This window comes from Cupriavidus sp. U2 (genome assembly GCF_009663685.2).
Lineage (GTDB): Bacteria > Pseudomonadota > Gammaproteobacteria > Burkholderiales > Burkholderiaceae > Cupriavidus > Cupriavidus necator_C.
The window spans coordinates 18200-39233 of the sequence record NZ_RCOG02000009.1; the positions used below are offsets into that span (position 1 = coordinate 18200).

14 protein-coding genes are annotated in these 21034 nt (G+C 65.8%); 7 read left to right on the plus strand and 7 right to left on the minus strand.

The features are described from left to right. Positions 1-49 precede the first annotated feature (49 nt). The 3 genes from D9X30_RS08550 to hemC are packed head-to-tail and all read right to left on the minus strand — an operon-like array spanning position 50 to position 4353. On the minus strand, positions 50-1240 hold the full coding sequence (locus tag D9X30_RS08550) for a heme biosynthesis protein HemY (protein ID WP_153950262.1): 1191 nt from the start codon (positions 1238-1240) through the stop codon (positions 50-52). A gap of 4 nt (positions 1241-1244) precedes the next feature. Beyond that, complete coding sequence (gene hemDX, locus D9X30_RS08555) at positions 1245-3347, minus strand: fused uroporphyrinogen-III synthase HemD/membrane protein HemX (RefSeq protein WP_153950263.1); 2103 nt, start codon at positions 3345-3347, stop codon at positions 1245-1247. 10 nt (positions 3348-3357) lie between these two features. Continuing rightward, positions 3358-4353 carry a hydroxymethylbilane synthase gene (hemC, locus tag D9X30_RS08560; protein ID WP_153950264.1) on the minus strand — a complete coding sequence of 332 codons (996 nt, stop codon included), beginning with the start codon at positions 4351-4353 and terminating at the stop codon, positions 3358-3360. Positions 4354-4505: 152 nt separating this feature from the next. Here hemC and ppc point away from each other — a divergent pair, with 152 nt between their 5' ends. The 4 genes from ppc (at position 4506) to D9X30_RS08580 (ending at position 11723) form a co-directional block, all read left to right on the plus strand. Further along, complete coding sequence (gene ppc, locus D9X30_RS08565; protein WP_153950265.1) at positions 4506-7508, plus strand: phosphoenolpyruvate carboxylase; 3003 nt, start codon at positions 4506-4508, stop codon at positions 7506-7508. Positions 7509-7739: 231 nt separating this feature from the next. Then, positions 7740-9149, plus strand: coding sequence for an argininosuccinate lyase (argH, locus tag D9X30_RS08570; protein WP_153950266.1), 1410 nt, complete (start codon positions 7740-7742; stop codon positions 9147-9149). Between the two features lie 301 nt (positions 9150-9450). Continuing rightward, positions 9451-9993: a TRAP transporter small permease subunit gene (locus D9X30_RS08575; protein WP_092601597.1), complete on the plus strand. Its 543-nt coding sequence runs from the start codon at positions 9451-9453 to the stop codon at positions 9991-9993. Continuing rightward, on the plus strand, positions 9993-11723 hold the full coding sequence (locus D9X30_RS08580; protein ID WP_153950267.1) for a TRAP transporter large permease: 1731 nt from the start codon (positions 9993-9995) through the stop codon (positions 11721-11723). The genes D9X30_RS08575 and D9X30_RS08580 overlap by 1 nt, the downstream gene beginning before the upstream one ends. A gap of 296 nt (positions 11724-12019) precedes the next feature. Here D9X30_RS08580 and D9X30_RS08585 read toward each other — a convergent pair whose 3' ends face one another. From D9X30_RS08585 to apbC, 4 genes are all read right to left on the minus strand, one after another. Then, complete coding sequence (locus D9X30_RS08585; protein WP_153950268.1) at positions 12020-14284, minus strand: arginine/lysine/ornithine decarboxylase; 2265 nt, start codon at positions 14282-14284, stop codon at positions 12020-12022. A gap of 175 nt (positions 14285-14459) precedes the next feature. Further along, positions 14460-15026, minus strand: coding sequence for a dCTP deaminase (gene dcd, locus D9X30_RS08590; RefSeq protein WP_061952683.1), 567 nt, complete (start codon positions 15024-15026; stop codon positions 14460-14462). A gap of 205 nt (positions 15027-15231) precedes the next feature. Then, positions 15232-15807: a superoxide dismutase family protein gene (locus tag D9X30_RS08595; protein ID WP_153950269.1), complete on the minus strand. Its 576-nt coding sequence runs from the start codon at positions 15805-15807 to the stop codon at positions 15232-15234. A gap of 136 nt (positions 15808-15943) precedes the next feature. Next, positions 15944-17032, minus strand: a complete 1089-nt coding sequence (gene apbC, locus D9X30_RS08600; RefSeq protein WP_153950270.1) for an iron-sulfur cluster carrier protein ApbC — start codon at positions 17030-17032, stop codon at positions 15944-15946. A 387-nt stretch (positions 17033-17419) separates the two neighbouring features. Between apbC and D9X30_RS08605 the strand changes: the two genes are divergently transcribed. From D9X30_RS08605 to D9X30_RS08615, 3 genes are all read left to right on the plus strand, one after another. After that, positions 17420-18055: a YiaD family glycine zipper/OmpA-like lipoprotein gene (locus D9X30_RS08605; protein ID WP_153950271.1), complete on the plus strand. Its 636-nt coding sequence runs from the start codon at positions 17420-17422 to the stop codon at positions 18053-18055. Between the two features lie 310 nt (positions 18056-18365). Then, positions 18366-20438, plus strand: coding sequence for a methionine--tRNA ligase (gene metG, locus D9X30_RS08610; RefSeq protein WP_153950272.1), 2073 nt, complete (start codon positions 18366-18368; stop codon positions 20436-20438). A gap of 368 nt (positions 20439-20806) precedes the next feature. Further along, a partial coding sequence (locus tag D9X30_RS08615) for a transposase (RefSeq protein WP_153947640.1) occupies positions 20807-21034 on the plus strand: 228 nt, incomplete at its 3' end.

The following is a 21034-nucleotide window of genomic DNA, read 5'->3' on the forward strand; positions in this document are numbered from 1 at the left end:
CACTTGCGTCAGCCCGAGCGTGATAACAGCGTTCCCTAGGCCGGGGGGACTAGCTCGCCAGCATGGCACTTTCCCGATAATGCTTCTGCGCATCCTCGGGGCGGTCCGTTTCCTCGAACAGGCGGGCCAGCGCCAGGTGGGCGCGTACGCAGATGCGGCGCTGCGCGTCGCGGTCGGCGTAGCGCAGGGCGCGTTCGAAATTCGACTGCGCCTTGCCCCACAGTTGCTCGCCCAGGCACAGCACACCTAGCGTGTAGTACAGGTCGGCATCGTTCGGATGGTCGACCAGCCACTTTTCGGCCTGCTGGATCTGCGGCAGCGCCTTGCCCGGCTCGGCGCAATCGGCGTAACGCTGCACCAGCCGGCTATCCCAATTGACCTTGAGGGCTTCCTCGACGATCCGGCGTGCCTCGTTCTGGCGGTTCAGCGCCGAGAAGTAGCGTGCAGCCTGTTCGGCGATGCGTACCGCGTGCCGCTCGTCGGGCGACAGCGTGCGCCAGAAGTGGTAGAGCGACTCCGCGTCATGGCGGCGTTCCTCCAGCATGGCTTCCACGGCCATCTGCTTGAGCCGCAGCGCCAGCACCGGGTGCAGCGCATTGCGCTTTTCCAGCGATCGGGCCAGGCGTAGGACCTCGGTCCAGTTCTTCAGGTGCTGGTGCGCACGCAGCGCGATCCGTTGCACGTGGATCTGGCGTCCGCCTTTTTCCTGCAGCAGGGCGATGGTTTCCAGCGCCCCCTCGGGGTCGCGGGCATCGACCAGCAGTTCGGCCATCGATACCAGACGGGCCTGCTCGCGTTCCGGATCGGTCACCTGTGACATCCAGGCGTCGCGACGTTCCGACTCCTGCATCCGGTGCGCGGCGCGCGCACCCACCAGCGCGGCAGTCTGCGCCTGCTCGGGCCACGACTGGGCTTCCTTGGCCGCGCGCTCGGCACGGGCAAAGCGGCCGGCGAACAGGTTTTCGATCGATTCACGCAGCGCGGCCTGGGCTTTGCTCATGCGGCTGCGCTCACGGTACGCGGCCGCCCGGCGCGGCATCTCCGACAGATGCCGCATCGTCGACATGATGGTCCAGACCACGAAGAACACCAGCAGCAGCAGTGCCAGCGTCAGGTTCAGCGACATCTCGACGCGGTACGGCGGATAGAACAGCACCACGTTGCTGTGGTTGAACTGCGTGAACAACGCCAGCCCCACTGCGCCGCCAAACAGGACGGCCACCCAGAAAAGCAGTCGCATGCGGCTACTCCTTCTTCAGGGCGCGCAGCGCGCCAAGGCTTTCGGCCATGGTCGGCAGCGACACGCTCACCGCGCTGGCCTGCGACTGCTTGAGCAGCGTCAGCACGCCCTGCACGCGGCGCGAGCGGGTATCGAAATAGCGGCCGATCATGGCCTGTGCGGCGGCCAGGTCATTGCGGAAGACCGGCTCGTTGCGCGACAGCAGCGCCAGCCGCGCGTTGAGCAGTCGCAGCTTCACGTTCTCGCGCAGGAACCAGCCCTGGTCGCCGGACAGCAGCAGCGCGTTGGTGTCGTCCACCTTGCGCACGCGGATCACCTGGCCCAGTTCGGACAGCACGTAATCCCACGTGCGGGACAGGAAATTGCCCGTGGCGGCAGGGGCCGAAGCGGCGCCCCTGGCATCGGTCCGGGCCGGCTTGTCGGTCTCGCCCGGCACGCGGTCGAGCATGCGTTCGCCGGACAGCAGCGGCAGCGCGTCGATCTGGTTGATCGATTCGTCCAGCTTGATGGCCGCGCCCGTCAGGTCGGTATCGGGCACGGCCTTCATGCGGGCGATATCGCGGGCGATGGCGCGGCGCAGCTGGTTGTACTGCGGCTTGTCGGCGCGTGCCAGGCGCGCGTCCGCGCTCTGCAGCGCCGACAGTGCCACCTGGATGTTGCCCGTCAGCTGGAGCTGCTGGCCGGCATTGGTCAGCAGTTGCTGGATTTCGGCGATTTCCCAGTCATCGCGGTTGCGCATCAGGTCCTGGTAGACCTGTTCCAGCGCAGCCTGCTTGTCGCGGGCTTCCACCACCTGGCCATCGAGCGCGCCGACCTTGGCCTGCAACTCCTTGACCGTGTCCTGGGCATTCTTCGACAGCACGCGTGTTTCCTGCACCAGCGCATCGTTGCTCTGCTGCCGCCGCGCGAGTTCCTGGGTCAGGTGTTCCACGCGCATCTGCAGCCAGAAGAAGCCGCCGGCGATGGCCAGGACCAGGACCACGGCGACCACCCACCAGGCCGCCATGCCGCGGCGGGCACTGGCGTGCCCCGCGGGCGCATGCGTAGTAAAAGACGTGCCACCACCGGATGGTGCGGCCTGGCTAGACGAGGGGGACGTAGTCTCTGGCGTCACGCGTTCGACCTTCGTTGTCGTGGGCCCTGTGGACCCTGTTGATTCTGTGGCTGCCGGTGCGGGCGCAGGCGCCGGTGCGACTGGCACTGGCGGCACCACCGGGACGGGCGCCGGCACCACTGGCTCGGGCGCCGCCGGGCCGGCGTGGGCATTGCCCCACTGCGTACATGCGGCCAGCAGGCCGGCATCGCCGGGCGCGGCGGGCATCACGTGCGAAAAACCCAGCGCCTGGGCCTGCGCCGCAATTCTCGCATGCGGCGCAATGCACTGCACCTGCTTCAGACGTTCGTGTTGCTGCGGCGACAGGTGCAGGCGCGCCAGCGCATCGAGGTTGCGGACGGCTTCGGAACTGGTCAGCAGCCAGGCATACGGCGGCGCGTCGGGCTTGAGGCTGTCGCGCACGGCCTGCCACTGCATGCCGGTCGGCTCGGGCAGCGTGCGGCTGTAGGCTTCCACGGCATCCACCGTAGCGCCAGCTTCGCGCAGGCGGTCGCCCAGCCAGTCGCGGCCGCCGTTGCCGCGGATGATCAGCACGCTGCGGCCCGCGAACGCGCCCGGCGTGGTGTCGAGTTCGGCCCAGAGGGCCTCGGAGTCGAAACGGGGCGCGTCGGCGGCATCGGCCTCGCCCTGCGCGCCAGCCGGGGCAATCACGCGATGGGTCGGCGCAGCGATGCCGCGCTCGGCCAGCGCCGCCACACTGGACGGGCCGACCACGGCCACGGGAACGTCCGATGGCCATTGCGCCGGGCCTGCGGTGTTCTGCACCTGTGCCAGTGCATCCAGCGCGAACGACACCGCGTTGGGGCTGACGAACACCACCAGCGCATAGTCGGCCAGGTGCGCCAGCGCGGTGCGCAGCGGGGTGTCGTCGGCGGCCGGGCCGATGGCCAGCAGCGGGAATCCGAGCACATCGAGACCTGCGGCATGCAAGGCCTCGGTCAGTTGCCGGGACTGCCCGGCGGGTCGCGTGACTACGACGGTCGGGCGAGGCATCGGGCGTTCCTCAGGCCGGTCCGGCGGTCGACAGTGCAGCCAGTACGGCGTCGGCGCCCTGGCCCAGCAGGTCGCCCGCCACGGCGGCGCCCAGTTGCTCGGCGGTCTGCACCGAATCCACGGGCGCCGTGGCATGGGCGCGCACGTTGCGGGTGCCGTCGGGCAGCGCGACAAAGGCGTCGAGCTGCAGCGTGGCGCCGTGCCAGCGCGCGTGGGCGGCCAGCGGTACCTGGCACGACCCGCCCAGGCGGCGCGATACGGCACGCTCGGCCGACACCGCGAGCAGCGTCGGCACGTGGTTGAGCGGCGCCAGCCATTGGGCCAGTTCGGGGCGGTCCGAGCGGATCTCGATCCCCAGCGCACCCTGCCCTGCGGCCGGCAGGGAGCTGTCCGGCTCGATCAGCGCGCGGATGCGGTCGCCCAGGCCCAGGCGCTTCAGGCCGGCTGCGGCCAGGATGATCGCGCCATATTCGCCACGGTCGAGCTTGCCCAGGCGCGTATCCAGATTGCCGCGCAGCGGCTTGATGACCAGATGCGGGTAGCGGCTGCGCAGGGCGGCTTCGCGGCGCAGGCTCGACGTGCCCACCACGGTGCCCGCCGGCATGTCGTCAAGCGAGGCGAACTGGGCGGAAACCAGTGCGTCGCGCGGGTCTTCGCGTTCCATGACGGCCGTCAGCGCAAACCCTTCGGGCAGCTCCATCGGCACATCCTTGAGCGAATGCACGGCCAGGTCTGCGCGACCCTCGGCCATGGCCACTTCAAGCTCCTTCACGAACAGGCCCTTGCCACCTACCTTGGACAAGGTCTTGTCGAGAATTTGATCACCCCTTGTCGTCATGCCGAGAATGGACACATCGCACTGGGGATAGTATTGTTGCAACGCAGCACGCACATGTTCAGCCTGCCACATCGCCAGCCGGCTTTCGCGCGACGCGATGACGAGCTTGTGTGGCATGCTGCGTGACGCTGCAGCGGACGAAGACGACGGTTGGGCGGGTGCTTGCATGCGCGCATGTTAGCACGCACCCCCTCGCAAAACCGCCAGTTTGCCAGACCAGAAGTGACTATCCGGCACACGATTGATGCCGGTCGAATCCCCCGCCACGTGTATGGGGTTCGATACATATAAGCCATGCAGTGAGACGAGGAGATAAGTCAATGACGCAGCCTGCTGCGCGCCCCACCGGCCGTACCCGTTCCACCGGCCGCAAGTCAGTTACGCCAGCCTCAGGCCAGCATGACGCGAAAGGCACCCCCAGGAAGTCCCCCACCCGCAACGCCAGGGTATCGGGCAAGCCAACCCTGTCCGTGGTCACACCCGAAGGCAACACTGTCGCCCCGGCCCGCCGCACCGCCGACAAGGACCTGCCCCTGCGCGAGGACATCCGCTTCCTGGGCCGCCTGCTCGGCGAATGCGTGCGCGAGCAGGAAGGCGATGCCGCCTTCGACCTGGTCGAGACCATCCGCCAGACCGCCGTGCGCTTCCGCCGCGAGAACGACCGCGCCGCCGGCGCCGAGCTGGACCGGCTGCTGAAGCGGCTGTCGCGCGACCAGACCAATTCCGTGGTGCGCGCCTTCAGCTATTTCTCGCACCTGGCCAATATCGCCGAGGACCAGCACCACAACCGCCGCCGCCGCGTGCATGCGCTGGCCGGATCGCCGCCGCAGCCGGGCAGCCTGGCCCGTGCGCTGCAGGCCATCGACGCCGCCGGCGTCACCGGCAAGCAGGTGCGCGACTTCCTGGACGGCGCGCTGATCATGCCCGTGCTGACGGCGCACCCGACCGAGGTGCAGCGCAAGTCGATCCTGGACGCCGAGCGCGAGATCGCCCGCCTGCTGGCCGAGCGCGACCTGCCGATGACGGCGCGCGAACGCGACCACAACACGGCGCAGCTGCGCGCCCGCGTCACCACGCTGTGGCAGACCCGCATGCTGCGCAACACGCGGCTGATGGTGGTGGACGAGATCGAAAACGCCCTCTCCTATTACCGCACCACGTTCCTGCAGGGCATTCCGCGCCTGATGGCGGAAATGGAAGAGGACATCGCCGAGGTCTTTCCGCGCCGCGGCAAGGCCGGCGCCGCCCCCGCGCCGCTGGCGCCGTTCCTGCAGATGGGTTCGTGGATCGGCGGCGACCGCGACGGCAATCCGAACGTGACGGCCGAAACGCTGGAGCACGCCGCGCAGCAGCAGTCCACGCTGATCATGCTCTGGTATCTGGACGAAGTGCACGCGCTGGGCGCCGAGCTGCCGCTGTCGACGCTGATGGTCGACGCCAGCCCCGAACTGCTGGCGCTGGCCGAGGCTTCGCCCGACCATTCCGAGCACCGTGCCGACGAGCCCTACCGCCGCGCGCTGATCGGCATCTACGCCCGCCTGGCCGCCACGACGGAACGCCTGACCGGCCATGTGGCCCAGCGCCACCCGGTGGCCGACGTGGCGCCGTACGAGAATGCCGAGGCCTTTGCGGCCGACATCCAGATTGTGCTCGATTCGCTGCGCCAGCACCACGGCCAGGCGCTGGCCCGTGGCCGCATCGACGCGCTGGCGCGCGCCATCGCCATTTTCGGCTTCCACCTGGCGTCGGTGGACATGCGCCAGGTGTCCGACGTGCATGAGGCCGTGGTGGCCGAGCTGTTCAAGGCCGCCGGCATCGAGGCCAACTACGCGGGGCTGACCGAGGAGCGCAAGCAGGCACTGCTGCTGGCCGAACTGCGCCAGCCCCGCCTGCTGATGCTGCCCTGGCACGACTATTCCGAGCAGACCCGCAAGGAACTGGCCATTTTCGCCATGGCGCGCGACCTGCGCGCCCGCTACGGCAAGCGCGTGGCCCGCAACTACATCATTTCGCACACCGAGACGCTGTCCGATCTGGTGGAAGTCATGCTGCTGCAAAAGGAAACCGGCATGCTGCGCGGCACGCTGGGCAGCAAGACCGATCCGGCCCGCATGGAGCTGATGGTTATTCCGCTGTTCGAGACCATCGAGGATTTGCGCAACGCGGCCGGCATCATGCAGTCGCTGCTGGACCTGCCGGGCTTCGATTCGGTGATCCGGCACCATGGCGTCGAGCAGGAAGTGATGCTTGGCTATTCGGACTCCAACAAGGACGGCGGCTTCCTGACGTCGAACTGGGAGCTGTACAAGGCCGAACTGGCGCTGGTGAAGCTGTTCGAAGAGCGCCGCGTGACGCTGCGCCTGTTCCACGGCCGCGGCGGTACCGTGGGCCGGGGCGGCGGCCCGACCTACGAGGCCATCCTGTCGCAGCCGCCGGGCACGGTGAACGGCCAGATCCGCCTGACCGAGCAGGGCGAAATCATCAATAGCAAGTTCGCAAACCCGGAAATCGGCCGGCGCAACCTGGAAACGGTGATCGCCGCCACGCTGGAGGCGTCGCTGCTGCCCACGCAGAACGCACCGGCCGGGCTGGCCACGTTCGAGGGCATCATGCAGCAGTTGTCGGACCACGCATTCCGCGCGTACCGGCACCTGGTCTACGAGACCCCGGGCTTCAAGGACTACTTCTTCGCCACCACGCCGATCACCGAAATCGCCGACCTGAACCTGGGTTCGCGGCCGGCCTCGCGCAAGCTGATGGACAAGAAGCACCGCAGGATCGAGGATCTGCGGGCCATTCCGTGGGGCTTCTCGTGGGGTCAGTGCCGGCTGCTGCTGCCGGGCTGGTACGGCTTCGGCAGCGCGGTCAAGGCCATGCTGGACGCCGCGCCCGACGAAAAGTCGCGCAAGGCCTGCGTGGCCACGCTCAAGCGCATGGTCAAGACCTGGCCGTTCTTCCGCACGCTGCTGTCGAACATGGACATGGTGCTGGCCAAGACCGACCTGGCCGTGGCCTCGCGCTATGCGGCGCTGTGCGACGACCCGGCGCTGCGCAAGACCGTGTTCTCGCGTATCAGTGCCGAGTGGCACCTGACCTGCGACATGCTGTCGCTGATCACGGGCCGCGCGGAGCGCCTGGCCGAGAATCCGCTGCTGGCCCGCTCGATCAAGAACCGCTTTGCCTACCTGGACCCGCTGAACCACCTGCAGGTGGAGCTGCTCAAGCGTTACCGGGCCGGCAAGGACGCCGACGACGTGCGCGTGCGGCGCGGAATCCACTTGACGATCAACGGCGTGGCGGCCGGGTTGCGGAATAGCGGCTAAATCGCCGCTGATGTGTGCCGTAGCCGCCGGTTTTATCGCCTCTCCCGCTCGCGGGAGAGGGGTCAGGGGAGAGGGCGCGGCGGTTCAAATTGCGGCCGTCGCATCCTGAGCGGCTGGCCCTCTCCCCCCAACCCCTCTCCCGCGCAGCGGGAGAGGGGAGCCAACCGCCAGCATTTGTACCCCTCCCAGGCGATATAATCGCCGTTTCCGATTTTCCGCCCTGCCCCTGACATGACCTCCCAACTTGCCAAGAAAGGCGAAGCCTGGTCCGCCCGCTTCTCCGAACCGATGTCCGACCTGGTGAAGCGTTACACCGCGTCGGTCTTCTTCGACAAGCGCCTGGCGCTGTTCGATATCCAGGGCTCGCTGGCACATGCGGCCATGCTGGCAAGGCAGGGCATCATCGCCGACGCCGACCGCGCCGAGATCGAGTGCGGCATGGCGCAGATCCGGGGCGAGATCGAATCCGGTGCGTTCGAGTGGAAGCTCGACCTGGAAGACGTCCACCTCAATATCGAAGCGCGCCTGACCGCGCTGGTCGGCGATGCCGGCAAGCGCCTGCACACGGGCCGTTCGCGGAACGACCAGGTGGCCACCGATATCCGCCTGTGGCTGCGCAGCGAGATCGACAACATCATCGGCCTGCTGGGCGACCTGCGCGGTGCGCTGCTGGACCTGGCCGAAAAGAACGCCGACACCATCCTGCCCGGCTTCACCCACCTGCAGGTGGCGCAGCCAGTGACGTTCGGCCACCACCTGATGGCCTACGTGGAAATGTTCACGCGCGACGCCGAGCGCATGGCCGACTGCCGCCGCCGCGTCAACCGCCTGCCGCTGGGCGCCGCCGCGCTGGCCGGCACGAGCTACCCGATCGACCGCGAATTCGTGGCCCAGCAGCTGGGCTTCGACGGCGTGTGCCGCAATTCCTTGGACGCCGTATCGGATCGTGATTTCGCCATCGAATTCCTGGCCGCCGCGTCGCTGGTGATGACCCATATCTCGCGTTTCAGCGAGGAACTGGTGATCTGGATGAGCCCGCGCGTCGGTTTCATCGACATCGCCGACCGCTTCTGCACAGGCAGCTCGATCATGCCGCAGAAGAAGAACCCCGACGTGCCCGAGCTGGCGCGCGGCAAGACCGGCCGCGTCTACGGCCACCTGAACGGCCTGCTGGTGCTGATGAAGGGCCAGCCGCTGGCGTACAACAAGGACAACCAGGAAGACAAGGAACCGCTGTTCGACACGGTGGACACCGTGGTGGACACGCTGCGCATCTTCGCCGACATGGTGCCGGGCATCAGTGTCAAGCCCGACAACATGCGCGCCGCCGCGCTGCAGGGCTACGCCACCGCCACCGACCTGGCCGACTACCTGGTCAAGCGCGGCCTGCCGTTCCGCGACGCCCACGAGGCCGTGGCCCACGCCGTGCGCGCCTGCGACGACCGCCGCTGCGACCTGGCCGACCTGACGGTCGAGGAACTGCGCCAGGCGTCCGGCCTGGGCGACAAGGCTTCGCTGATCGGCGACGACGTGCACGCCGTGCTGACGCTGGAAGGCTCGGTCGCATCGCGCAACCATATTGGCGGCACCGCGCCGGACCAGGTCCGCGCCGCCATCGCCGCCGCACGCAAGACGCTGTAAGTTTCGCGTAAGTCTTCGTGGCAAAAAAGCCGCTGTGCCGTAGGGCCAGCGGCTTTTTGTTTGGGCATGGGTTCTCTCCCCTCTCCCGCGTGCGGGAGAGGGGCGGGGGAGAGGGCCAGCGGCTCCGCTTGCTGCCCTGTCGCAGTTTGACCCGCTAAAACCCTCTCCCCCGGCCCCTCTCCCACCAGTGGGAGAGGGGAGCAGCCATCGTGTTTGCCAAACCTTCTAGGACAATCCCCTAGCGCCCACATAAATTGTTACAGATACACTAATCGGCGCATAAAACCGGGGGAGACAACCCATGAACTACTTGCTTGGTCTGTCACGGCAGATCGACAGGTTGAATCAGCACACGGGCAGGCTTGCAAACATCATGATCCTGCTGTCGTGCCTGATCAGCGCAGGGAACGCCCTGCTTCGTTACGGCTTCAACCTTAGCGACAACTGGCCGCTGGAGCTGCAGTGGTACATGTTTGCCATTGCCGTGATGTTCGGCGCGTCGTACACGTTCCAGCGCAATGAGCACGTGCGGGTGGACCTGATCTACGGCAACGTGTCGGAACGCGCGCAGCACTGGATCGACATCTTCGGCATCATCGTGTTCCTGCTGCCGTCGACCATCCTGTTCACGTGGTTGTCGTGGGAATCGCTGTTCCTGCCTTCGTGGCGCATTCTCGAGCAGTCGGGCAACTCGGGCGGCCTGCCCCGTTATCCGATCAAGCTCGTGGTGCCCATCGGCTTTGCCCTGCTCACGCTGCAGGGGATTTCCGAACTGATCAAGCGCTTCGCCGCCCTGAAGGGCCTGGTGCGCATCGAATCGAAATACGAAAGGCCGGTGCAATAATGATTCCATTGGAATATATGCCGCCGCTGATGTTCGGCGGCCTGGTGGTATTCATGCTGATCGGGTTCCCGGTCGCATTCTCGCTCTCGGCGGTGGGCCTGGCCTTCGGCTTCCTGGCCATCGAATGGGGCTACTTTCCGTTGCAGTTCCTGCAGGCCGTGCCCAGCCGGGTGTTCGGCAGCGTGCTGGCCAACGAACTGCTGCTGGCGATTCCGTTCTTCACCTTCATGGGCGCGATCCTTGAGAAATGCGGGCTCGCGGAGGACATGCTCGACTCGATGGGCCAGCTGTTCGGCCCGGTGCGGGGCGGTCTGGGCTACTCGGTGATCATCGTCGGCTTCATCCTCGGCGCGATCACCGGCACGGTGGCCGCGCAGGTGATCGCCATGGCGATGATCTCGCTGCCCGTGATGATGCGCTACCGCTACAACATGAAATACGCCACGGGCGTGCTGGCCGCATCGGGCACCATCACGCAGCTGGTGCCGCCATCGCTGGTGCTGGTGGTACTGGCCGACCAGCTCAAGACGCCGCTGGGCAGCGCCGACGTGGGCAGCATGTACCTGGGCGCCTGGGGGCCCTCGGTCGTGCAGATTGCGCTGTTCGCGCTCTATACCTTCGTTTTGACCCGCATCAAGCCCGACTGGCTGCCGCCGGTGCCGCCCGAAGCCCGCACGCTGCGCGGCTGGGCGCTGTGGGGCAAGTGCCTGCGCGGCATCATCCCCTGCGCGGTGCTGATCTTCCTGGTACTGGGCACGATCATGCTGGGCATTGCCACGCCGACCGAATCGGGCGCGATGGGCGCCGTCGGCGCGCTGGTGCTGGCTGTGATCCGGGACAAGGGCTTCAACCGGATCGACCGCAACATCTACCGTATCGGCATCGGCGCCACGCTGGCGGCGGCGGCCGTTGGCGTGTTCGCGTTCGGCTCGCATGTCTTCCGGATTCCGCTGGCCGTGGCTTACCTGGTGGTGCTCTGGCTGCTGGTCCGCGCCGGGCAGCTGACCGACCTGCGCCTGCTGATCGTCGAGGCCTACCAGTCCACCGCCCGGATCACGGCGATGGTGGTGTTCATCCTGATCGGTTCCACCTGCTTCTCGGTGGTGTTCCAGGGCGTGGACGGCGGGGCGTGGGTCGAACACCTGTTCACCTCGCTGCCAGGCGGCTGGATCGGCTTCCTGATCGTGGTCAACCTGTTCATCTTCTTCCTGGCGTTCTTCCTGGACTTCTTCGAGATCGCGTTCATCGTGGTGCCGATGCTGGCCCCGGTGGCGGTCAAGGTCCTGGCGCCGGTGGTGGCCGATTCGATGGGCGGCAACCCCGAGGCCGCCGCCACCGCCGCGCTGGTCTGGTTCGGCGTGATGCTGTGCGTGAACATGCAGACGTCGTTCATGCACCCGCCGTTCGGTTTCGCGCTGTTCTACCTGCGCGGCATCGCGCCGAAGGAAGTCAAAAGCTCGGACATCTACTGGGGCGCGCTGCCCTGGGTGGGCCTGCAACTGGTGATGGTGCTGCTGGTGATGTTCTGGCCGGGCATGGTGACTGGACTGCTGGACAAGGGATCGCTCAAACATAGTAATTCCGCCGAAGTCAGTATTCCGCTTGGGGGGCAGGACAGCGAGAGCAAACCAGGCGGGCCGGCATCGACACCGGGCACGCTGGAGCTGCCGGGCAGTAGTACCGAAAGCGAACCCGCCGCACCGCAATTCCAGTTCGAGAAGGGCAAGTAGTTGGTTTGAAGCGTGGTTGGCGAGCGATCCGCTTGCCCTCTCCCCCGGCCCCTCTCCCGCCGTGCGGGAGAGGGGAGCAGACCGGCAGTCTTTGGAATTCCATCTGTGTTCTCCCCTCTTCCGCGCGCGGGAGAGGGAGCGAACCGGCAGTCTCTGAAAATCCCCCGTTGTTCTCCCTTCTCCCGCACGCGGGAGAAGGGTAGGGGAGAGGGCAAAGCCCTTCCCTACTGACCACGCCCAAACAAAAAAACCCCCGGCCTCGCGGCACGGGGGTTTTCTTATTGAGCGGAATCCGCTTACTGCTTCACGCAGTCCACGAAATACGCCGTCTGGCCGTCGATCTCGTCTTCCACCAGGCCGTGGATGTCGGTCTCGAAGCCCGGGAACAGCTTGTTGAACTCGCGTGCGAACTTCAGGTACTGCACGATGGTGCGGTTGAAGCGTTCGCCCGGGATCAGCAGCGGAATGCCCGGCGGGTACGGTGTCAGCAGGATGGCCGTCACGCGGCCTTCCAGGTCGTCCACGGGCACGCGCTCGATCTCGCGGTGCGCCATCATCGCCCAGGCGTCCGACGGCTTCATTGCCGGTTCCATGTCCGACAGGTACATCTCGGTGGTCACGCGGGCCACGTCGTTGGCCTTGTAGACGCTATGGATGGCGTCGCACAGATCGCGCAGGCCCATCCGCTCGTACTGCGGGTACTTGCCGACGAATTCGGGCAGCACGCGCCACAGCGGCTGGTTCTGGTCGTAGTCGTCCTTGAACTGCTGCAGCTCGGTCACCAGCGAGTTCCAGCGGCCCTTGGTGATGCCGATCGTGAACATGATGAAGAACGAGTACAGACCCGTCTTCTCGATGATGATGCCGTGCTCGGCCAGGTACTTGGTAACGATGGCCGCCGGGATGCCGCGTTCGCTGAACTCGCCGTCCACGTCCAGGCCCGGGGTGATGATGGTGGCCTTGATCGGGTCCAGCAGGTTGAAGCCATCGGCCAGGTCGCCGAAGCCGTGCCACCGCTCGTTGGCCTTGAGCATCCATTCGTCGCGGTCGGGCACGCCTTCCTCGGCCAGCGTGTCCGGGCCCCAGACCTTGAACCACCAGTCGCCGTTGTCCACGACGTCGTAGTCGGCCTCGACCTTGCGCACGGCGCGGCGGAAGTCCAGCGCCTCGGCAATGCTTTCCTCGACCAGCGCAGTGCCGCCCGGCGCTTCCATCATGGCCGCCGCCACGTCGCACGACGCAATGATCGAATACTGCGGGCTCGTCGAGGTGTGCATCAGGTACGCCTCGTTGAAACGATAGCGGTCCAGCTTGCGGGTCTCGGAATCCTGCACCAGGATTTGCGATGCCTGCGACAGGCCGGCCAGCAGCTTGTGCGTGGACTGCGTGGCGAACACCAGCGCGTCCTTGCTGCGCGGCCGGTCACGGCCGATCGCGTGCATGTTGCGGTAGAAATCGTGGAACGCGGCGTGCGGCAGCCAGGCTTCGTCGAAATGCAGCGTGTCGATCTCGGACGTCAGCATTTCCTTAATTTGCTCGGCGTTATACAGCACGCCGTCGTACGTGCCCTGCGTGATCGTCAGGATGCGCGGCTTCTGGTTCTTGGCCTTGCTGGCGAACGGATGGTTCTCGATCTTTTTGCGGATGGTCTCCGGATCGAACTCGCTCTTCGGAATCGGGCCGATGATGCCGTAGTGGTTGCGCGTCGGCATCAGGAACACCGGAATCGCGCCGGTCATCATGATCGCGTGCAGGATGGACTTGTGGCAGTTGCGGTCCACCACCACGATGTCGCCCGGCGCCACGTTGGCGTGCCAGACCATCTTGTTCGACGTCGACGTGCCGTTGGTCACGAAGAACATGTGGTCCGAATTGAAGATGCGCGCGGCATTGCGCTCGGACGCCGCCACCGGGCCGGTGTGGTCCAGCAGCTGGCCCAGCTCTTCCACAGCGTTGCAGACGTCGGCGCGCAGCATGTTCTCGCCGAAGAACTGGTGGAAGACCTGCCCCACCGGGCTCTTCAGGAACGCCACGCCGCCCGAATGGCCCGGGCAGTGCCACGAGTACGAGCTGTCCTGCGCGTAGTCGATCAGCGCCTTGAAGAACGGCGGGGCCAGCGTGTCCAGATACACCTTGGCCTCGCGGATGATATGGCGCGCCACGAATTCGGGGGTGTCCTCGAACATGTGGATGAAGCCGTGCAGTTCGCGCAGGATATCGTTCGGAATGTGACGCGAAGTGCGCGTTTCGCCGTACAGGAAGATCGGCAGGTCCGTGTTGCGGCGGCGCACTTCGTTCACGAACGCGCGCAGCTTCTCGATGGCGGCGGCTTCGGGCTGGTCGTCGGCGCGCACGAACTCGTCGTCGTCGATCGACACGATAAACGTGGACGCCCGGCTGGCCTGCTGGGCGAACGATGTCAGGTCGCCATAGCTGGTCAGACCCATCACTTCCATGCCCTCGCGCTCGATGGCCTCGGCCAGTGCGCGAATGCCCGAGCCGGAAATGTTCTCGGAACGGAAGTCTTCATCGATGATGATGACGGGGAAGCGGAATTTCATCGGGCAATCCTTGATGAGGGTGCTTGTAAAGACTTGAGCCACATGGCCGCCGGGAGGTTCCCGCAACAGCGACATGTGGCTCGTTCGTCAGGTCTGGCGCCCGGGCTGTCGCGCCCGGTGGCGCCGCCGGCGCGATGCACACGCCGGCATTGTGAGACAGGAAAATGACAGGCCGTCAGGTCTTCGGCAGCGTGACACCGTGCTGGCCCTGATACTTGCCGCCGCGGTCCGCATACGAAGTCTCGCAGATCTCGTCCGACTCGAAGAACAGCACTTGGGCGCAGCCCTCGCCGGCATAGATCTTGGCGGGCAGCGGCGTCGTGTTCGAGAACTCCAGCGTCACATAGCCTTCCCATTCGGGCTCGAACGGCGTTACGTTGACGATGATGCCGCAGCGCGCGTACGTGCTCTTGCCCAGGCAGATGGTCAACACGCTGCGCGGAATCCGGAAGTACTCCATCGTGCGGGCCAGCGCGAACGAGTTCGGCGGGATGATGCAGACGTCACCCTTGAAGTCCACGAACGACTTCTCGTCGAAGTTCTTCGGATCGACGATGGTGCTGTTGATGTTCGTGAAGATCTTGAATTCGTCGGCGCACCGGATGTCGTAGCCGTAGCTCGACGTGCCATAGGAAACGATCTTGCGCCCGTCCGATTCCCGTACCTGGCCGGGCTCGAACGGTTCGATCATGCCGTGCTGTTCCGCCATGCGGCGGATCCACTTGTCGGATTTGATGCTCATATAGACGTGGCAGGAGGGTCGGACAGCTGGCCGGCCATTGCCCGGCGCCGCTGGAATGGGGCGCATTGTACAACCATTCGCCGGGCGGACCCCGGGGGAAACCCGACGTATCCCCGGCGACGTCAATTCAGGCCGGACACCCTTCTCCCGTCAGGCCGAAGACGGGCCGACCGGGGCTGCCGGCGCCCGGCCCCAGGGCGGCGAATCAGATTGCCGCAATCACGCCGCACGCGATGCGCCCACCGGCATTGCCCGTGGGCTGGGTGCGATAGTCGTCCGGGTCCTTGTGGACGATCACCGAACGGCCCACCACGCTGTTCGGGCCGGCGCCCACGGTCACGTCGCTCATCACGAACTGCGCGCGCGCATTGCCGGCGGAGTCGGCCGTCAGGTTGTTCATGTCGCCGGCATGGTGTTCAGGCATCGACATCTGGCCATGCGGCTTGGCGCCCGGATTGAAGTGGCCGCCCGCGCTCATGGCGTCCGGCGCCGAGCAATCGCCCTTTTCGTGGATATGGAAGCCGTGCGTGGTGCCCGGTGGCAGGCCGGTCACCGCCACGACCACCATCACACCGCCGCCCGGCTGCTGCTCGAACGTGACGCGCCCACCGGTATTGGTGCCGCTTTTGGACGCCAGCGGCGCGGCGGCCCGGGTGGCGCCCGGAGCCGCCATGGCCGTGCTGGCCGTGGGCGCTGCCGACGGGCTCTTGTCAGTCTGCGCACAGCCGGCCGCCAGCACCGCGGCAGCAGCGACCGTCAACCCGAAAAGTACACGTTTCATGCCGTTCCTCCTCTTCTTGCTTGTGTGCGCGATGCCCGCGCGTGAACGTCGACGCCTTGCCGTGTGGATTGTAGGACAGGCGCCCGGCACGACAATGTCGGACAGCCTCCCATTTTTTGCGGCCCGTCAAAACGCTTCAGGTATTCTGAACCACGATGCTCGGGAACTTGTTGCTCATGTCGCGCGCCTTGTCGGCGACCTTGATCGCCACCTTGCGCGCCACTTCGCGATAGATGCCGGCGATCTGGCCATCGGGGTCGGCCACCACGGTCGGGTGGCCCGAATCGGCCTGCTCGCGGATCGACAGGTTCAGCGGCAGGCTGCCCAGCACGTCCACGCCATAGTCGGCGCTCATTTTCTGGGCGCCGCCGGCACCGAAGATGTGTTCGGTATGGCCGCAGTTCGGGCAGCAGTAGACGGCCATGTTCTCGACGATGCCGAGAATCGGGATGCCGACCTTCTCGAACATCTTGAGCCCCTTGCGGGCGTCCAGCAGGGCGATGTCCTGGGGCGTGGTCACGATCACCGCGCCGGTGACCGGCACCTTCTGCGACAGCGTCAGCTGGATGTCGCCGGTGCCGGGCGGCATGTCGACGATCAGGTAATCGAGGTCCGTCCAGTTGGTCTGGCGCAGCAGCTGCTCCAGCGCGGAGGTCACCATCGGGCCGCGCCAGACCATCGGGTTATCCTGTTCGATCAGGAAACCGATCGAATTGGCCTGCAGCCCATGGCCCTGCAGCGGCATCATGGTCTGGCCGTCGGTCGATTCCGGGCGACCGCTGATGCCCAGCATCATCGGCAGGCTCGGGCCATAGATATCGGCATCGAGCATGCCCACGCGCGCGCCCTCGGCGGCCAGGGCCAGCGCCAGGTTCACGGCCGTGGTGGACTTGCCCACCCCGCCCTTGCCGGATGCCACGGCGATCACATTGCGCACGCCGGGCAACAGCTTCACGCCACGCTGCACCGCGTGGGCGACGATCTTCATCGACACCGCCACGCTGACATTGGCGGCGGCGTCCAGCTTGCGCACGGCGTCGGTCACGAGGCCGCGGATCAGGTCGAACTGGCTCTTGCCCGGGTACCCCAGCTCCACCTCCACGGACACGTTGCCGCCATCAACCCGCACGTTGCGGGCCGACCGCGTGGACACGAGGTCCTTGCCCGTATTGGGATCGATGACCGTACGCAGGACTTCGGTTACCTGTTCAGTGGTGAGGCTCAAGGCAGACTCCGCTCTGGGAATGAAATAGTGGGGGATGCGAGGCGCGTAATGTAGCAAAAGACGTCGCAACAGAACGTCTACCGGCAGCAGTCACGGTAGCAGGTCCGCACGCACCGTGGGACCCCGCCTGATTTAACCCTTGGTTAAGTGTGGATTTACATACATTTACATCTCTCACACTCCTGGGCTTGTGCGGCTGGCGCCATCTGCCTATTGTAGTGCGCCGGCCTTGCGGCGCTCCGGCCTGTGCGTCAGCGCACGGCACGGCCTGAGCGTTTTCATACGCATGTTGAAACTTGTCGCGCCCCGACTGCCCTTCGGCGGCAGGCGTTACCATGCGACATGCCGTTGGCCAAACATTTACGGGTATCACCAGAAGGAGAAAGCATGAACCTCAAGCTCGTTACCGTCTCGATCGTTGCCGCTGCCGCCCTGGCAGGTTGTGCCACCGAACAGCAGACCCATACCGCGGTCGGCACCGGCGTGGGCGCGGCCGTGGGGGCTGGGCTGGGCAACCTGATCGGCGGCAACACCACGGGCACGCTGGTCGGCGCGGCCGTGGGCGGCGCCCTGGGCGGCACCGCCGGTTACAACTGGAACGCGATCCGCGGCAAGCTGAACAAGGATACGGCCGGCACCGGCACGCAGATCACCGAGCAGCCGGACGGCTCGCTGAAGGTCAATATCCCGAGCCAGGTTACGTTCGATACCGACAGCGCGACGATCAAGCCGTCGTTCCGCACGGTGCTCGACCAGGTTTCGCAGACGCTGGGCCAGCACCAGGACGTGTCCGCCAACGTCGTGGGCCATACCGACAGCACCGGCAACCCGAGCTACAACATGCAGCTGTCGCAACGCCGCGCCCAGAGCGTGGCCGCGTACCTGGGTGACCATGGCGTGGCGCGCAATCGCCTGACGGCCGAAGGCCGCGGCCAGACCCAGCCCGTGGCGGACAACGCCACCGAGGCCGGACGGGCACAAAATCGCCGCGTCGAAATTTTCTTGAAACCAATTTCGGGGTGACCAGTCATAGAGTTCAGGTACCGCTTGCCACCGTTGCTGGCTCGCGATGGGTGGCTGACCTCCCGGGCGGTACCTGATTTCTCCTCCTTTTCCGTTGTGGAAAGCTGCGCCGGTACCTAACCGGCGCTTTTTTTTGCCCGTTTCTTTGCGGATCGTGCCCTCCACCATGTCATTTCAGCGAGATTGGGCGCCAATTGTGCCGCGTTCGACGCCATTCCGAGCAATCTGGCCGGGCAGTTGCTAAAATAGCCGGTTCCTTCGTCCGGCCGCCGCCGGGCGCGCATCGACACCCCACTGAACGGCTCTTTTCATGACCGCACGCCGCATTCTCGTTACCTCTGCCCTGCCGTATGCCAACGGCCAGATCCATATCGGCCACCTGGTGGAGTACATCCAGACCGACATCTGGGTGCGTTTCCAGCGCATGATGGGCAACGAGGTCTACTACGTCGGCGCCGACGACACCCACGGCACCCCCGTCATGCTGCGTGCGGAAAAGGAAGGCATCACGCCCAAGCAGCTGATCGACCGCGTCTGGACCGAACACAAGCGCGACTTCGACAGCTTCCTGGTGTCGTTTGACAACTACTACAGCACCGACGCCGAGGAAAATCGCGAACTCTGCGAAAAGATCTACCTGTCGCTGAAGGACCAGGACCTGATCGCCGAGCGCGATGTCGAGCAGTTCTTCGACCCGGTCAAGAACATGTTCCTGCCGGACCGCTTCATCAAGGGCGAGTGCCCGAAGTGCGGCGCCAAGGATCAGTACGGCGATTCGTGTGAGGTATGCGGCACTACGTATGTGCCGACCGACCTGAAGAACCCGTACTCGGTCGTGTCAGGCGCCACGCCGGTGCGCAAGTCGTCCACGCACTTCTTCTTCAAGCTGTCCGACCCGCGCTGCGAGACGTTCCTGCGCGAATGGGTGGCCGACCTGGCCCAGCCCGAGGCCAGCAACAAGATGCAGGAATGGCTGGGCGCCGAAGGCGAGGCCTCGACGCTGTCCGACTGGGACATCTCGCGCGACGCGCCGTACTTCGGCTTCGAGATTCCGGGCGCGCCCGGCAAGTACTTCTACGTGTGGCTGGATGCGCCGATCGGCTACTACGCCAGCTTCAAGAACCTGGCGGCCAAGCGCGGCATCGACTTCGACGCGTGGGTGGGCCCGCACTCGACCGCCGAGCAGTACCACTTCATCGGCAAGGACATCCTGTACTTCCACACGCTGTTCTGGCCCGCGATGCTGAAGTTCTCGGGCTATCGCACCCCGACCAACGTGTTCGCGCACGGCTTCCTGACCGTGGACGGCGCCAAGATGAGCAAGTCCCGCGGCACGTTCATCACCGCGCAGAGCTACATCGACACCGGCATGAATCCGGAATGGCTGCGTTACTACTTCGCCGCCAAGCTCAACGCGAGCATGGAAGACCTGGACCTGAACCTGGACGACTTTGTCGCCCGCGTGAACAGCGACCTGATCGGCAAGTACGTGAACATCGCCAGCCGCGCGGCCGGCTTCCTGGTCAAGCGATTCGACGGCAAGGTGAACGAAGCCGCGCTGGCCAATCCGCTGCTGGAACAGCTGCGCCAGGCCGCGCCGCAGATCGCCGCATATTACGAAGGCCGCGAGTACAGCAAGGCGCTGCGCCTGGTGATGGAGCTGACCGACGCCGTGAACGCGTTCGTCGACACCAACAAGCCGTGGGAACTGGCCAAGGACGAAAGCAAGCGCGATGCCCTGCACGCTGCGTGCTCGGTTTCCCTCGAAGCGTTCCGCCTGCTGACGGTCTACCTGAAGCCCGTGGTGCCGACCATGGCCGCCGGCGTGGAGTCGTTCCTGAACATCGAGCCGCTCGACTGGCGCGGCATCGACCGCCAACTGTCAGCCGACCGTCCGATCCGGGCCTACCAGCACCTGATGACGCGCGTGGACACCAAGCAGATCGACGCGCTGCTGGCTGCCAACAAGGAATCGCTCCAGGCATCGGGCGCAGCCCCGGCCGCCGATACGGCAGCCACCGCATCGATCGAACCGATTGGCGAAACCATCACGATCGACGAATTCGCGAAGATCGACCTGCGCGTGGCGAAGATCGTCGAATGCCAGAAGGTGGAAGGTTCGAACAAGCTGCTGCAGCTGACGCTGGACCTGGGCGAAGGCAAGACGCGCAATGTGTTCTCGGGCATCCAGTCGGCCTACACGCCCGAGCAGCTGGTGGGCAAGCTGACCGTGGTGGTGGCCAACCTGGCGCCGCGCAAGATGAAGTTCGGCATGTCCGAAGGCATGGTGCTGGCCGCCTCGGCCGCCGACGAGAAAGCCAATCCGGGGCTGTATATCCTGGAGCCGCATGGCGGCGCCGTCCCCGGCATGCGGATTCGTTAAGGCCTGTGACCGCTCCCCTCTCCCGCCGGGCGGGAGAGGGGTTGGGGGAGAGGGCGCAGCGGTTCAAATTGCGGCAGGTCGGCAAGCAGAGCCGCGTTGCCCTCTCCCCCGCCCCTCTCCCACTTCGCGGGAGAGGGGAGACAACCAACGCGGCATCAAACTCCCCCCACCGCTCCCCTCTCCCGCCGGGCGGGAGAGGGGTTGGGGGAGAGGGCGCAGCGGTTCAAATTGCGGCAGGTCGGCAAGCAGAGCCGCGTTGCCCTCTCCCCCGCCCCTCTCCCACTTCGCGGGAGAGGGGAGACTGTAGTGGTCCAATTTCCTCAGACAGGTCGATAGGTGGAAAATCACGATCGACGAGGAAAGACGACATGACAAAGCAACGCCGCAAGTTTGACGCCGCCTTCAAGCTGGAGGTAGTCCGGATGGTCCGGGATCAGGGCCTATCGGTCGCTGAGGTTTGCCACACGATGGCGATTGGGGAGACTGCCCTACGGCGCTGGCTGGTCCAGTATGACCTTGAAGTGGCTGGCGGCAAGGGAGTGGGCAAGCCGCTGACGCCTGAGCAGCAGCGCATTCGCCAGCTCGAAGAGGAAAAC